Annotated in this window: 11 protein-coding genes; 7 read left to right on the forward strand and 4 right to left on the reverse strand. The window is 66.6% G+C overall.

The genetic code is table 11. The features are described from left to right. Positions 1 to 13 precede the first annotated feature (13 nt). Genes KF724_09305 through KF724_09315 form a run of 3 tightly spaced genes read left to right on the forward strand, consistent with a single transcriptional unit; the run spans position 14 to position 4,973 of the window. Positions 14 to 3,418 carry a DEAD/DEAH box helicase gene (locus tag KF724_09305; GenBank protein MBX3355881.1) on the forward strand — a complete coding sequence of 1,135 codons (3,405 nt, stop codon included), beginning with the start codon at positions 14 to 16 and terminating at the stop codon, positions 3,416 to 3,418. Beyond that, the gene (locus KF724_09310) at positions 3,415 to 4,344 is read left to right on the forward strand and encodes a hypothetical protein (GenBank protein ID MBX3355882.1); all 930 of its coding nucleotides are present in this window, start codon (positions 3,415 to 3,417) and stop codon (positions 4,342 to 4,344) included. The genes KF724_09305 and KF724_09310 overlap by 4 nt, the downstream gene beginning before the upstream one ends. After that, positions 4,341 to 4,973 (forward strand): inorganic pyrophosphatase, encoded by a 633-nt coding sequence (locus tag KF724_09315; protein ID MBX3355883.1) that lies wholly within the window; start codon positions 4,341 to 4,343, stop codon positions 4,971 to 4,973. The genes KF724_09310 and KF724_09315 overlap by 4 nt, the downstream gene beginning before the upstream one ends. A gap of 12 nt (positions 4,974 to 4,985) precedes the next feature. Here KF724_09315 and KF724_09320 read toward each other — a convergent pair whose 3' ends face one another. Beyond that, positions 4,986 to 8,456 (reverse strand): PD40 domain-containing protein, encoded by a 3,471-nt coding sequence (locus tag KF724_09320; protein MBX3355884.1) that lies wholly within the window; start codon positions 8,454 to 8,456, stop codon positions 4,986 to 4,988. A 309-nt stretch (positions 8,457 to 8,765) separates the two neighbouring features. Between KF724_09320 and KF724_09325 the strand changes: the two genes are divergently transcribed. From KF724_09325 to KF724_09335, 3 genes are all read left to right on the forward strand, one after another. Continuing rightward, complete coding sequence (locus tag KF724_09325) at positions 8,766 to 9,065, forward strand: hypothetical protein (protein ID MBX3355885.1); 300 nt, start codon at positions 8,766 to 8,768, stop codon at positions 9,063 to 9,065. A 135-nt stretch (positions 9,066 to 9,200) separates the two neighbouring features. Next, entirely contained in the window at positions 9,201 to 9,833 is a 633-nt protein-coding gene (locus tag KF724_09330) for a methyltransferase domain-containing protein (protein MBX3355886.1), read from the forward strand. A gap of 3 nt (positions 9,834 to 9,836) precedes the next feature. Then, positions 9,837 to 11,084, forward strand: a complete 1,248-nt coding sequence (locus KF724_09335; protein ID MBX3355887.1) for an LL-diaminopimelate aminotransferase — start codon at positions 9,837 to 9,839, stop codon at positions 11,082 to 11,084. 227 nt (positions 11,085 to 11,311) lie between these two features. On the opposite strand, the gene KF724_09340 is transcribed toward KF724_09335, so the two are convergent. Both KF724_09340 and KF724_09345 read right to left on the reverse strand, forming a co-directional pair. After that, positions 11,312 to 11,896, reverse strand: coding sequence for an RlmE family RNA methyltransferase (locus tag KF724_09340; protein ID MBX3355888.1), 585 nt, complete (start codon positions 11,894 to 11,896; stop codon positions 11,312 to 11,314). A 37-nt stretch (positions 11,897 to 11,933) separates the two neighbouring features. Further along, positions 11,934 to 12,899 (reverse strand): DUF4097 family beta strand repeat protein, encoded by a 966-nt coding sequence (locus KF724_09345; GenBank protein MBX3355889.1) that lies wholly within the window; start codon positions 12,897 to 12,899, stop codon positions 11,934 to 11,936. Between the two features lie 24 nt (positions 12,900 to 12,923). On the opposite strand from KF724_09345, the gene KF724_09350 reads away from it, so the two are divergent. Continuing rightward, positions 12,924 to 14,789, forward strand: coding sequence for a hypothetical protein (locus KF724_09350; protein ID MBX3355890.1), 1,866 nt, complete (start codon positions 12,924 to 12,926; stop codon positions 14,787 to 14,789). Between the two features lie 66 nt (positions 14,790 to 14,855). Here the strand turns inward: KF724_09350 and KF724_09355 are convergent. Beyond that, a partial coding sequence (locus KF724_09355) for a hypothetical protein (GenBank protein ID MBX3355891.1) occupies positions 14,856 to 15,056 on the reverse strand: 201 nt, incomplete at its 5' end.

Here is a 15,056-nt window from a genome sequence, read left to right on the forward strand (position 1 = left end):
AGTCGTTCCTTTCATGCTCGTTCTCCACGCCAACTGGCACGCCGACCGCCTTCACCTCTGGATGGAATCGCTCGATGCGGCGAGAGAGGCCATCGCGGCGCCGCCGCGCCAGGGTGGCGGTGTAGCGACGACCGCCGTACACCCCTTCGCGGTGGCGGCTGATCGGGTGCGTGCCGCGCTCCTCGACCACGGCCTCTCGATCGAGGCGGATCCCGAACCCGGAACACTCGCTCTGCTCCTGCCTCACCTCGGCGACGAACTGCCGGCAGCCAGCGATCGGCTCGCCGCCTATCTCGATCAGGATCTCGAAGGCGACCTCGACCTGCGGCTTGAGTCGACGACTGTTCCCGCGCTCACGCTTGCACCGCTCGCCGCCCTGCGCACGCTTTCGGACCTTCACTCCTTTCAGGGCGGCGAACGCCTGGTGCTGGGTCATGAATTGCGCTTCTGGATGGCGGTCGCTCGATTCGTCGTGGAGCTTGTCAGCGATCAGCGCGTGGTCCCGACCGTGACGCCCGTCGGCGAACACGGCATGGTCGGCGCGTGGCGCCCGTGGCTGCACGACTCGGACATGGCGGAGCGAGCGGCGGCGCTGGCCGCGGGCATGCCAGCCATCGCGCGCGCGGTGGAAGAGTGTGATCGCGCCGACGGCGCGGCGTTGCTCGAGTCGGCGATGGGTACGCTCACCGACTCGATCATTCGCGAGGCGCTGATCGCAGAGCAGTACATCGAGGCGATTGACGGCGTGGACCGCACCGCCGATCCACACGCCGCGTGGCTCGCGTCGCTTCTCGATCGAGAATCGCGCATCGATGACCCCGCAGGCGAGGGCCGCCTGCTGCGGTTGTCGCGACAGTGGCTCCACCAACTCGATGACCCAGGGGAAGAGCGCTCCCTTCGCCTGCTGCTTGAACTGCATGAGCCGGAGTCGGCGCTCGCGGACGGCGGCGCCGAGGCGGTCGCGTGGCGACTCTCCTTCAGCCTGATCAGCATGGACTCTCCGCCGAGCGTGATGCCTGCGGAGGAGATCTGGCATGACGCAAGCGGCCGCGCCGGAACGCGCCGAGCGGCGGCGGCGGAACCACTCTCGGAGATGCTCCTCACCGAGCTCGGCCGCGTCAGCCGTCTCTATCCGAAACTCGAGGAGGCACTCGCCTCGGGCGAGCCGTCGGGCCTCGATCTCGAGACGAACGAGGCGTACACCTTCCTCAGGGAGATGATGCCGCTCCTCGAAGAGTCGGGGATCAAGGTCCTCGCACCCGAGTGGTGGGGCCAGCCCACAAGCCGACTCGGTGCGCGACTGCTCATCGAGAGTGAGGATCTTCCTGATGAGGCACTTCGGCTCACCGACGCGCAGGCGTCGCGCTTCGGACTGTCGAGCCTGGTGCGCTACTCGTGGCAGATCGCCGTGGGCGACCAGCCGCTCACCATGGAGGCCTTTCAGTCGCTCACGCGCAGTGGTGCGCCGCTGGTGCGCATCGCCGGGCGATGGGTGGAGATCCGGCGCGAGGATCTCGAAGGCGGCCTTCGTTTCCTGCGCGAGAACCCCGGCGGCGAAGTGTCGCTGCTCGATGCGCTGCGCTTGGCGCATGGCGCGAGCTCGATCGGCGGCGATGGCACCGGCCGCGGCGGAGGCCTGCATGTCCTCGGACTCGACGCTCGAGGTTGGGTCGCCGAAATCTTCGGTCCCGTCGATGCCACCGATCGCCTGAAATCGCTGCCTCAGCCCACGAGATTCCAAGGACAGCTCCGCCCCTACCAGCTCGCCGGGCTCTCGTGGATGGCGTTTCTCGATCGCTTCGGTCTTGGCGCCTGCCTCGCCGACGACATGGGTCTTGGCAAGACCATCCAGTTGATTTCGCTCTTGCAGATGGAGCGCGAGCGCGCGGCCGAGGGCGAGCGGGTGGGCCCGACCCTGATCGTGGCTCCGATGAGCGTGCTGGGCAACTGGCATCGCGAGCTGACGCGATTCGCGCCGGAACTGGTCGTGCATGTTCACCACGGTCTCGATCGGCCGCAGGGCGAAGACTTCGAGCGCATCGCGGCGAGAACCGATGTCGTCATCACCACCTACGCCCTCGTCACGCGCGACCGAGAGACGCTGGCGACCATCGAGTGGCGCCGCGTGGCGCTCGATGAGGCGCAGCACATCAAGAATCCGCCGACCAAGCAGACGGCCGCCATTCGAAGCTTGAAGGCCCGACATCGCATTGCGCTCACGGGTACGCCGGTCGAGAACAGGCTCAGCGAACTCTGGTCCATCATGGAGTTCTGCGCACCCGGCTATCTCGGTGCCGCCAACGATTTCCAGCGCCGCTTCGCGGTTCCCATCGAGCGCCACCGCGATCGAGAGCGAGCCGAGCGCCTGAAGCAGCTCGTGCGTCCCTTCATCCTGCGACGGCTCAAGACTGATCCGAAGGTCATCACCGATCTGCCGTCGCTGGTCGAGTCTCGCCAGCATGTGCCGCTCACCAGCGAGCAGGCGACGCTCTATGACGCGGTCGTCGAGGACATGCTCAAGCGCGTCGATCGCGCCGAGGGCATTCGCCGACGCGGGCTCGTCCTTTCGGCGCTCGTCAAGCTCAAGCAGATCTGCAATCACCCCGCCCATTACTTGCGCGAGGGGATCGCCGCCAAGGACGATGCCGATGAGATCGGGTCCGAAGGCATCGCCGTCGACGATGAGGCGCTTGCTGGTGGCGCAGCAGTCCCTGCCTCGCCGGAGGCCAGCGGGCGCAACGCTTCAACGCCACGCTCGGCTGCCGACGCGCCCGCAGCGCCTGTGGCGCCTTCAGAAGGCCACGAGGCCGGCAACGGGCTCGTGACGAATGGCGCCGTTGTCCGCGGTGCGCTGCCGATGAGCGCTAGGAGCGGCAAGAGCACGCGCCTCGTTCAGATGCTCGATGAACTGCTGGCGGCTGGCGACCGCGCGCTGATTTTCACGCAGTATCGCCAGATGGGCCACCTGCTCGTGTCGATGATCCGCCGCGAGCTCGACACCGAGGCGCTCTTCCTGCATGGCGGCACACCGCAGGGGCGCCGCGATCAGCTCGTCGATCGCTTCCAGTCGGGCGACCCCGCCTGTCCCATCTTTGTGCTCTCACTGAAGGCCGGCGGAGTGGGGCTCAACCTGACTGCGGCCAACCATGTCTTCCACTATGACCGCTGGTGGAACCCCGCCGTCGAGAATCAGGCGACCGATCGCGCGTTCCGCATCGGCCAGATGCGCAGCGTGAATGTCCACAAGATGATCTCCTCGGGCACGCTCGAGGAGCGCATCGACCAGATGATTGAGCAGAAGACTGAACTTGCGGCGCAGATCATCGGTTCGGGCGAGGCGTGGCTCACCGAGCTCTCCACCGGTCAATTGCGCGACCTCCTTTCGCTTCGCCACGGGGCATTGGAGATCGGCGCGTGAATGCACCCGATCGAACGCCGCGACGAGCGGAGGGACCGCGCCGAGTCCGGCACGGCATCCGGCTGAAGCGCAAGGATGGCATCGATGCGCTGCCTGAGCATGCGCGTCGCTGGCTGGAACTGGCCACCGAGGGCGCCGGCCCCGGCGCGCGGCTCCTCGGCATGGAGTACGCCATTGCCGGGCAGGTGGCCTCATTCTCGATCGTGCCCGGCGCGGTCGAGGCGCTCGTCCAAGGTCGATCACCGCGCCCCTACCCCGTGCGCATCGAGTCGCGCGTTCTTGATCGCGAACAGTGGGACAGCGTGGTGCAGGCGATGGCGCGCGAAGCGATCTTCGCGGCGAAGCTTCTCTCGGGAACCCTGCCTTCCACGATCGAGGTGCCCTTTGTAGCTGCGGGGTGCACGCTTCTCCCGGCTTCGGCGTCGGAACTCGTGGCGACCTGTCCCTGCGGTGAACCGCTGCCATGCAAGCACATCGTCGCGACCGCGACGCTGGTGGCGGAGCGCCTCGAAGTGGACCCGCCCATGTTGCTCACGCTGCGAGGTCTTCCGTCGGAGAAGCTTCTCGAGCGCCTCCAGCAGGCGCGAGCGCTCATCTCCGCGTCGGGCGCGGGCCCATCGGCGCCGGCTCGCAGCGCGCCGCGCTCAAGCGGCGCGGGGAGCATTCGCACCTCGTCGGCACTGCCGCCGATTGAGAGTTCTCTCCATGACTTCTGGCGTCCGGGCAGGTCCCTCGCCGAGTTCGAGGCCATGCCGCCGGGCCACCATGCGCCGCACGCGCTGCTGCGCCGACTCGGCCCCTCGCCCATCGGCGGGCGCTTCCCCTTGGTGGGATTGCTCGCCAGCGCCTACGACACCATCCGCGCCGCCGGCCTGCGCTGGCGCGAGCGTTGCGATGGAACCTCCTCCGAGAGAGAGATCTCATGAACGCCTACCAGGCCTTTCGACCTCATCCCTGGCATGGACTGTCCGCGGGCCCGGAGCCACCCTCGCGCGTGCATGCCTTTGTTGAGATCACGCCCTTCGATCTGGTGAAGTACGAAGTCGACAAGGCGAGCGGCTACCTGCGGGTCGATCGTCCGCAACGGTCGAGCGCCACTCCCCCCACCATCTATGGCTTCATTCCGCGCACCCTGTGTGGACGCAGGGTCGCGGCTCTCGCGGGAACCACGCGAAGTGACGGCGACCCCCTCGATGTCTGCGTGCTCTCAGAGCGTCCGATCGATCGCGCGGAAATCATCCTGGATGTCCATGTCGTCGGCGGGCTCCTGATGATCGATCGTGATGAAGCCGACGACAAGATCGTCGCGGTCCTGCGCGAGGACGCCATCTGGGCACAGGCGCGCGATCTCTCCGATCTTCCGCCGGCCCTGGTGGAGCGCTTGCAGCACTACTTCGCCACCTACAAGCTGCGGCCGGGAGAGCCGCCGCGCACGGAGATCCGCGCGATGTATGGCCGTGAGCGGGCACTCGATGTCGTCCGCGCCGCGCTCGCGGACTACTCCGACTCCTGGGGCGGCGGATCGTCCTACGGCGGTCCCTCCGCCGTCGCGTGAGGCGAGGCACGGTTACTCGACCGACCGCTTGCGCTCCGGTCCGAGGCGACCCATCAGTTCCTCGACGGCGCGACGGAGTTGCGCATCGTTGCCCGAGGCCTCATCCTCCGGCGTCTGCGGCACTCGGATGTCCGGAACCGCACCGTTGTTCTCCATGTCGGTTCCATCGGGGAGGTACCAGCCGCGGAACGGCATGCGGACCGTCGTCCCGTCGAGCAGACGCACGCTGCCGGTTGAGATCACTCCACCGTTGGTTGTTTCGCCGACAAGCGTTCCTCGCTTGAGCGTCTTGAATGCATGGGCGGTGATCTCCGCATTCGAGAAGCTCTTCTCGTTGGCGAGCATGGTGATGGGCAGCGGATATCGCTGGATGAAGAGACGATCGCGCGGGTAGCCGAGCGTGTACTCGGGCTCGGCGCCGCGCGGCACGGTGTAGGAGTGCACCGGCGCCATGATCGAGGCGAGCAGGCGATCGGCAGTCCAACCGCCACCGTTGTTGCGAACATCGATGATGAGCCCATCTCGCCCCTCGCCTGCGGCATAGAGGTCCCGTTCGAACTCATCGAGCGAGGGCTGGTTCATTCCCTGGATGTGGATGTAGCCGATGCGGCCCGCAGACCACGCATCGACGAGCGCCGCGTTGGCCAGGCGCGTGGCTCGATAGGCCAGCGTCGATTGCTCCTGCCCACTGATCGGAACGAGGAGCGCATCGAGTTCGACCGGCGCCCCGGCAGCGCTCTGGCGGCGAATGCGCACCACCGTTTCCGCGCCGATCCGCGCGGTCAGGAGTTCTTCCAGTGTTGAGGCCTCAGGAGCCGGCCGACCCGCGACGGCGACGATGACATCGCCGACTCGAAGCGGCGTGGCGGATTTCGACGCAGGACCGTCGGGGAAGATCTCCGTGATCTCGAACCCATCGGCGAGCGGGCGCGAGCGCACACCGAGGCGCCCCTGCGGCCGACGCTCGGGAAGCGGATCCGACGGACTCGATACGCCCATGTGCGAGGCGTTCAGCTCGCCGAGGAAGCGCGCGGCGACATCGTCGAACTCATCCGCCGTGCGCGCCGCCATGGCCAGTTCCAGATAGTTGCGCGTCAGTTGGGGCCAGTCGAGGTCCTTCATCGTCGGGTGATAGAAGCCCTCGCCGAGCGCGCGGGAGACTCCCATGAAGCGCCGACGCATCTCCTCGGCACGGTCGATTCGAGTCGAGCCGGAGAAGTCGATGGACTTCGTCTCGCCGCCCCCGGGAGGCACGGTGGCCATGCGGCCCTCGCGCAGAATCACGACTCGATCTCCCGTCAGCGAGACTTCCTGCACACTCGCCGTGGTGCCGAGGCGCTTCTGGTCAGTGCCATCCCATCGTGCGGAGAAGAGCGAGCCTCCGGTTGATCCGCCGTCCTCGTCGGAGCCTGTTGAGGTGGTGAAGATGATCCGATCGCCTCCGGGCGTGGCCTCGAGTTGGCCTTCATTGCGAGGGAGCGTCGTGATCCGCCGCAGGCGCAGGTAGGCATCTTCGAGCGAGAGCACGGGCGGCGGCTCGGGGGCTTCCTTCGGCTTCGCTGCTGGCGCTCGGCGCGGCGCGGGCGCGGCGCTCTCTTCGGCGACATCGCCTCGGTTGTCGCCTGCCGCGCCGTCGGCACCATCGGCCGCGGGCTCTCCGGACGCGTCAGGTTCCGCGGCTGGCGCCGCGGCGTCCTTGGCCGCATCCTTGGCGGCGCCACCGGGTGCCGGCAGCGGCTTGCGCTTGCGCGCCTTGTCGACGGCGTCCTTGAAGTACTGGTCGAGTTCCGCCGGAGTCTTCGAGGCGAGCGTCGGGTCGAGCCACACCGACCAGACATCGAACTCGCGGTTCATCCGGTCAGAGCGGAAGTAGAGGATGCGACCGTCCGCGCTCCAGCGCGGATCGACATCGGCGTCGGGGTGGCGCGTGATGTTGACCGCCGGCGCGGAACCGTCGACCGGCGCAATCCAGATGTCCGCATTGAAGTCCCGATCCTGCTGCTGCACGGCAATCCACCGACTGTCGGGACTGAAGCGCCACGCAATGCCCTGATCCCATCCGCGCCGCACGACGCGATCATCGCCCGTGGTGAGATCTCGGAGGACGAGATCGCCGGGTCCCCGCCGATAGGCGACATAGCGTCCGTCAGGTGAAGGGTCGGGCTGACGAACCGGCTCCGTTCCGCGCACCACCGTGCGCACTTCGAAGTCGAGGGCGTCGCCCCAATCGCCCGGAGTCCTCGCCTTCGGCTTCGGGTCGGCCGCGTTCTCAGCCTCCGTCGAAGCGCTTGTGAACTGCTGCCGCAGCTCCGAGCGAGTGCGGGCCACGGTCGCCGCACGGATCTCCTCGCGGTCGTCTTCATCGGAGGTGAAGTAGAGCGTCAATCCGTCGGGGCTCCATGCAATGTGCTGCGCGCGCCACGGGGCGTCGGTGATGCGGACGGCCTGCGCCTTCTCATCCATCGAGCGAACAAAGAGATCGCCATAGGCGACGAACGCGATCGACTTGCCATCGGGGTTCAGGCGCGCTTCGCTGACATCGCGATCGATGCGCCGCCAGGCCGTCTCGCTGCGAGCATCTTCGGGCGCCGAGAAGGCGATTGGCCGCGGCTCCGCCGATGGCACAGTGAGGTCGAGTCGATAGAGGCGCCCCCAGGAGGCGAACATGGCCATGCGCCCATCGGCACTCACGGACAGATCGCGCGCATCGCGGTCGAGTGCCGTGATCGCGGTTCCTGCCACTTCCGGCGGCGCGTTTGCCGCGCGGCGCAACACATTGACGACCCCGCCGTGCTCATCCGAGAGGTAGATGATGCTCCCGTCGTGGGCCCAATGGCCCGATCCATCATTGCCGTGCCAGCCGGTGAGCTGGCGGTAGCTCCCGTCGCGAAGGTCGAGCACCCAGAGATCGCGCGCGTCCGGACCGCGGTACCCGCGCCGACTCCAGCTTGCACCGCCCCTATCAAAGAGCACACGCGTGCCGTCGGGAGAGAAGTTCGTGCGCGTGCCGAAGGCGTCAATGACGCGCTCGATGGTGCCGCCGTCAATGGGAATGCGATACGGTCGCGGCGACCGGTAGAGATCGTTCTCGCGGTTCGCATCGAAGGTGACGATGGTGGCACCGCGCGCATCGCGTCCGACCGACGCCAGCGTGGCCGCACCATCAAGCGAGGTGAGTTGCCGAACACCGGTGCCATCGGGCGCCATCACCCAGAGATTGCGCACACCATCGCGGTTGCTCTCAAAGACGATCCGCGCGCCGTCCGGTGACCAGGCACTTCGAAGTTCATCGGCGGGATGCGCCGTCAGCCGCTGCGCCGCGCCTCCGTCACCCGGGGCGAGCCAGAGGTCTCCTCGCCAGGAGAAGACGACGCGCGACCCATCCGGCGACAGCGCCGGAAAGCGCGGAAAGTCGACATTCTCCGCACGGACCGAGGCTGACAGGATCAACAGCAGAACGAACGAGGCGACAACTCTGAACATGCCGAGGGCTCCGATGAAGGTGTCCCGTGGCGCTCCAAGGCCCGGGCTCGTCACGGAACGGTAACCCCATCGGCCGATGCGGGAAAACTCGGCCCCCGCGTTGCGAATAGGTCCCCGCACGCGGAGAAACCGCCCGGACAGCCATTGCAGGCCATCCGGCCGGATTCGACGAACTGATCCGCTGGCCGATGTCTTGCCTCGGTCCGCAAAACATCCGACTTTTGAGGGCGTAGTGGTTCAGGAACCCGGATTGGCCGGGCTTGGAGGTACGGAATCATGGACATGCGACCCAGCGAGAATCTTGAGCGAATGCGATCCCTCATTTCCCGAATGGAGGAGGCGGTCGACACGGCCCGCGATCGGCGCCATGGCGTGGTCATGCCTGCCATGCCGACGCTTGGATCGGCAGGTGATTCGGCCCACGCCACTCGCGCCTCGGGTGCCATGCCGCCAATGACCTCAACCAGCGATCTCCGCAGAAGTGAAGTGCCCCCGGCACCACTTCCTTTCCCGGCGCCGGTGGCGTCCGGAAAGCCGAAGGCCCGAGCCAAGTCGCTCGAAGAGTTCGACGAGGCCTTCAAGCGGCTCGCCGATCGTCAGGCAAGCTGACGCGAACACCCCAGCTCTCCCCTTTGCGCCACACCCTGTGTGGCCCTCTTGGATGAACGCTTCAAGAGGAATCGACCTTGACCGGCCCAGGGAACCTTCTTCCCTGCGGCCGGTCGTCGTATTCTTCCCACTCCCATGCTCGGCTTCGTCCGTCAGGCGCTCCGCGATCTCCACCACACGGGAAGTGTGTGGCCCAGTTCCCGTCAGCTCGCCAAGGAGATGACGAAGTCCATCAGGGCCCTCCCATCACCGCGTCGCATTCTCGAGGTCGGACCCGGCACCGGTCCGTTCACGCGCGCCCTGCTCAAGGAGCTGCGCGACGGCGATCGACTCGACCTGGTCGAGTTGAGCGAGGCGTTCTGCCGCGACCTCGACAAGAAGCTGATTGCGCCATTCAGGCGGCGATCACCCGGAGTCAAGGTGCAGATTCACTGTGCGCCAATCGAGAGCGTTGAACTCGATGGGCTCTACCAGATGATCGTCTGCGGCCTGCCCTTCAACAACTTCCCGCCGAAGCTGGTGCGTGCGATCTTCAAGCGACTGATGGCGATGCTTGAACCGGGCGGCGAGCTCGTCTACTTCGAGTACGCGGGGGTCCGGGTGCTGAAGGGCACCGTGGCCAGTCCGGAGGTGCGCGGCTCGCTCAAGCGCATCGGTGCGGTCGGGCGTGGCCTGCGTCGACGGCACGAGGGGCGACGCAAGCTTGTGCTCGGCAACCTTCCTCCCGCATTCTCCGTTCGCCTGCAGAAGAAGAAGAGCGGTCGCTGAATCATGTTCATCAATGAGCACTTCCTGAAGCTGGCCGCGGGCTATCTCTTCCCGGAGATCGGACGCCGCGTGAGCGCATTCATGTCGGAGAACCCCGCGCTCGCGCCGCGCGTCATCCGCTGCGGCATCGGTGATGTGACGGAGCCGCTGCCGCCGGCGGTGATTGCGGCGCTGCATAGGGCGGTTGATGAACTCGCGGCACGCGAGACCTTCCGCGGATATGGCCCACCCACGGGCTACGACGAGGTCCGCGCTGCCATCGCCGAGGGCGACTATCGCAGCCGCGGCGTGGAGATCGCGGATGACGAGGTGTTTCTCTCCGACGGCAGCAAGCCCGATGCGAGCGCGTTTCTCGAGATCGTGGGGCCGGGCAATCGCATCGGCGTGCCCGACCCTGTCTATCCCGTGTATGTGGACACCAATGTCATGGCTGGCCACACGGGCCCGAGCGACGGTCGCGGTGGATATGAGGGCTTGGTGACGCTTCCGGGCACGCCTGACAACGGTTTCGTTCCCGAACCGCCGCGCGAGGCGCTCGACCTCGTGTATCTCTGCTTCCCGAACAATCCGACAGGCTCAGTAGCGACGCGTGAACAGTTGACGCGCTGGGTCGAGTGGGCCAAGCGCCACGATGCGGTGATTCTTTACGACGCCGCCTATGAGGCGTTCATCCGTGATCCGGCGAAGCCGCGATCGATCTTCGAGATTTCCGGCGCGCGAAGCTGCTGCGTGGAGTTCCGAAGCTTCTCAAAGAACGGCGGGTTCACTGGCCTGCGTGCCGGGTGCACCGTGGTGCCGAAGTCGGTCATGGGCCGAACGCGCGAGGGCGTGCGCCTGCCGCTGCACCAGCTCTGGACGCGGCGCTGGAGCACTTGCAGCAACGGGGTCAGCTACCCCGTGCAGCGCGCCGTCGAGGCGCTCTACACGCCCGAGGGCCGACGGCAGACGGCTGATCTGATCGACTTCTACATGCAGAACGCCTCGATTCTTCGAACGGCCCTGAAGGCGCGCGGCCTGCGCACCTGGGGCGGCTCGGACGCACCGTATGTCTGGGCGGAGTGCCCTTCGGGCATGGGGAGCTGGGAGCTCTTCGATCGCCTGCTTCGAGAGGCTCAGGTGGTCGTCACTCCCGGCGCGGGCTTTGGTCGGCTGGGCGAGGGCTTCTTCAGGGTGTCGGCCTTCAACAGCCGCGCGAACATCGAGGAAGTCGGCCGTCGACTTGCGGCGTTCGATGCCGCGACGACGCGCTGAGACCGAGCGTTGCGGCGCGCTTGACTCGCGGAGCTGATTGCGCTGGGCTGCGCACCCGAGTTCACACCCGACCGCTCACCTGATTGACCACCTGAGCGCGACCCCATTGCGCACCGGATTGCGCACCTGATTGCGCACATGATCGCGCACATGATCGCGCACATGATCGCGCATCTAACTGCGACCCATCGCGCACATGATCGCGCTCCGGCCGACGGCGCGCGGCCTCACTTCGCTCGGAGCCGCTGGCAGACGATGAACATCTCGACGCTCTCGGCTCGGCTCGATTTGGGCTTGAAACCCTTGGCGACTTCGAAGAGGCGCTGGGCGCGCCGAAGGAGCGCGGGATACTCCGCACCTTCGAACACCTTCATGACCAGCGATCCTCCGGGCCGAAGCCAGCCCTCGGCTCGATCGAGCAGAGCATTGCAGAGGCGCACGCTCACGGCACTGTCGCCGCTGGGCACACCGGTCGTATCGGGCGCCATGTCGGAGAGCACGAGGTCGAAGGCATGGTCGCCGAAGCGCGCAGAATCGAGTTCGTTCAGATCGGCCTGAATCAGCTCGACCGAAGCGGGAAGACCTCGCGGGTCGATCGTCTTGAGATCGACGGCCACCACGCGGCCGCGAGGCCCCACCTTGGCGGCCGCCACTTGTGTCCAGCTTCCCGGCGCGGCCCCGACATCGAGCACACGGAGGCCTGACTTGAGCACACGGAAGCGCTCGTCGATCTCGAGCAGCTTGAAGGCGCTGCGAGCGCGATAGCCGCGCTCCTTGGCGAGGCGGAAGAAGTGATCCTGAACTTCCTTCATGCGCAGGCTCGACCGCGGCATGCCGCGGCATTGGCGCTCATGGGGTGACGATGAACGACCCGATGGCGCCGGGTTCCTCGACGACTCCCACTCGGATGTTTCCGTCGACCGTGCGCAGGATGAGCCGTTCGCCGCCGTCATTGAGCGTGGCGTGCATCGAGTCGTGATCGTTGCGCGCGTCATGGGCGGTCCAGCGACCTGCGGTGCATCGAGCCTTCACCGTGCCGCCGATCGTTTCGGCGTCGAGCACAAAGGAACTCTCGCCTCGCACGCGATAGTCGATATCGCCGTCGCGAGTCACGATGATCGATTCAAGCTTCTGCGGCCACGGGGTGACGACGCGCACATTGCCCTTGGTGGTGGTGATGTCCACCGGGCCGCGATTGTTCGACACCTGCACCCGTCCGCGCGTGGTCTCCACGGTGATTCGCCCCAGCTCGGCGATGGTGACTTCGATGTCGAGGCGCTGATACCACGGTTCGTCGTGAGTCGTCGACGCTTCGACCACCAGCGTCGAAGGTTCGCCCGGGCCCGCCGGTGGAGTGATGCGCACATCCCAGGTGATGAGCGGCAGGCTGGCCTCGCTCTCCTTATCGCGGAACCCTCGATGTTCACCGCGCCGGTCGAGAATGACGAGCGCATCCTGTGTCCGGTCGGGGCGATCACCGCGAATCACGACATCGCCAGCGAAGTTGCGGACCTCGACATTGACCAGCCCCTCGACGGGCAGGCGCAACTCTTCTCGACTGCTTCGATGGCCCATGACTCCATGCCCGATATCGGTCAGGAAGCGCTGCGTGCCGCGCTCCATGTCGCTGTCGCCGGCGCAGCCGACGGGGCCCGCGACCACGATCAGGGCCGCGAGGGCCATCCATGCCGCGGCGGCCCGGCGTCGCAAGGCGCCACGCCGAGAGTCCGCTGTCGCTTTCATCGCCGCGCGGGCCATCCATGCCGCACCGCACCGTCGGAAGCGGCGACCGTCCAATGGTCGAAGGGACATCATCGGCATCGATTCTACGATGGTGCCATGGTCCTCGCAGCCACGATCGTTGCACTCCTCATCTCCGGCCCATCCAGCGGATTGAACTCGTCGGGCGTCGATGAAGCGGTCAAGCCTCAAGGTGCCGCCGACGGTGCCATCGCGCAACAAGGCCCGCGGGATGAACCCGGGCCAAACCCTGCCGAGGCACGACCGGTGATCGCCGATGAGTTGGCCGTGCGACTTCCGCTGGATGCGGCGAGGCTGCTGGATGGCGGCCCGACGACCGGCCGCATGCTGGTCTTCCTGCGGCGCCCCGGTTCACGCGCACGCGGCGCTCCCATCGACGCCCCCTTCTTCGAGGATCCGCAGCCTCTCTTCGGGCGAGAAGTGGAATCGCTTGTTGCAGGCGAACCAGTGGTCTTCTCTGAGGAGTCCGGCACGCTTTCGTTTCCGCACTCGATCAGCGAACTGGGCGGGCGATTCGAAGCACAAGCGGTCTTTGTTCGCGAGCGGACGGAGCGAGGCCATCTCTCTCCCGGAAACCTGATCTCGGAGGTGACGGAGATCGACCTCGATCCCGAGCGTCGAGATGCGATCACGCTGACACTTACGCGCCGAGTGCCCGCGCCTGACGCACTGCCGGAGACTCCGGGTGTGATCTGGGAGCAGTTCCGAAGCGAACTGCTGACCCGCGCGCTCGGGCGCGAGACTTTCGTGAGGGCCGGGGTCGTGCTGCCGTTCGGCTATCACGACATCAACTGGCCAAGGCGACAGTGGCCCGTGATCTATGTTGTTCCGGGCTTCGGCGGGCGTCACACGATGGCGGCGCAGATCGCGGCGATGAACTCGGGAGAGCGGGCGCGATTGGTGGCGCCACAGGCGATCTGGGTCGTGCTCGATCCGGAGTCGCCGCTCGGGCATCATCTCTTTGCCGACAGCGAGATTCACGGGCCGCGAGCCACCTCGCTCGTCGAGGAGTTCATTCCCCATCTCGAATCGAAGTACCGAATCGTGGCGGCGCCTGAGGCGCGGATCGTGACGGGTCACAGTTCTGGAGGATGGAGCGCCTTGTGGCTTGCGATCGACCAGCCATCAACATTCGGTGCATGCTTCGCGAGCGCGCCAGACCCCGTCGACTTCTCCGCGTTCCAGGTTTCCGACCTCTACAGGGATTCTTCGGTCTTCGTCGATGACGAGGGCCGCGCGCGGCCGAGCTATCGCCAGCCGATCGGGCCGGAGTATGAGCGCGTGCTGATGACGGCGGAGCAGGAGATCTCGATGGAGCATGTGCTCTCTCCTGAGGGGGCCTCCGGTCAGCAGTGGGATGCGTGGGCGTCGGTCTTCGGCAGCGTCGATGCGAGTGGTCGGGGTGTGGCACGCATGTGCGATCCCGTCACGGGCGCCGTTGATCGTGATGTGGTTGAGCGGTTGTGGTCGCGCTATGACATTGTGCGACGACTCGATCGAGATTGGGCCAGACTGGGGCCGGTGATGATCGACCGTGTCCGAGTGCTCTGCGGCGATCGAGACAATTTCTATCTGGAGCGTGCGGTCGAGCGGCTTCGCGACCTCGTCGAGCGGCGCCGAAGCGAGGTGGTGGGCGGTGGATCCGGTGATGGCCACAGTGGTGGCGGTGGCGATCGTGGTGCTGAGGGTGGTGGTGATCGCGGCCGTGGAGAAGATCGTGGTTCTGACAGTGCTCGCGGTGATGCCGACCAACCGGGGCGAAGTCATGGCGCTCGGCCGGAGGGGCGCGGGGGGCACGATGGACGCAGTGCCCAGAAGGGGCAAGGGGGGCACGGCTATGTGGAGCTTGTGCGTGGAGCGACCCATGGATCGCTGCCATCGCAGGCACTCCTCCGATGGCACAAGGAAATGCGGGACCACTTCCGTCGCTACGGCTTGGACTGACCAGCCTTTCGCCAACCGTCTCGGGTCGCTCTCTCGCGTGACCCGCGATCCCATTGCCTTTGCGCTTCATGCGTTCCGAATCTCTGGTCCACCGGTCCACCGGTCCGCTGGTCCGCTGCGCCGCCCGTCCATCGCACCGCCCGTCCACCACATCGCCCGTCCACCACATCGCCCATCCACCGCTCCACCCATCCACCGCTCCACCCATCCACCGCTCCGCCCGTCCATCGCACCGCCCGTCCACCGCACCGCCCGTCCATCGCACCG

Source organism: Phycisphaeraceae bacterium, assembly GCA_019636735.1.
Lineage (GTDB): Bacteria > Planctomycetota > Phycisphaerae > Phycisphaerales > SM1A02 > VGXK01.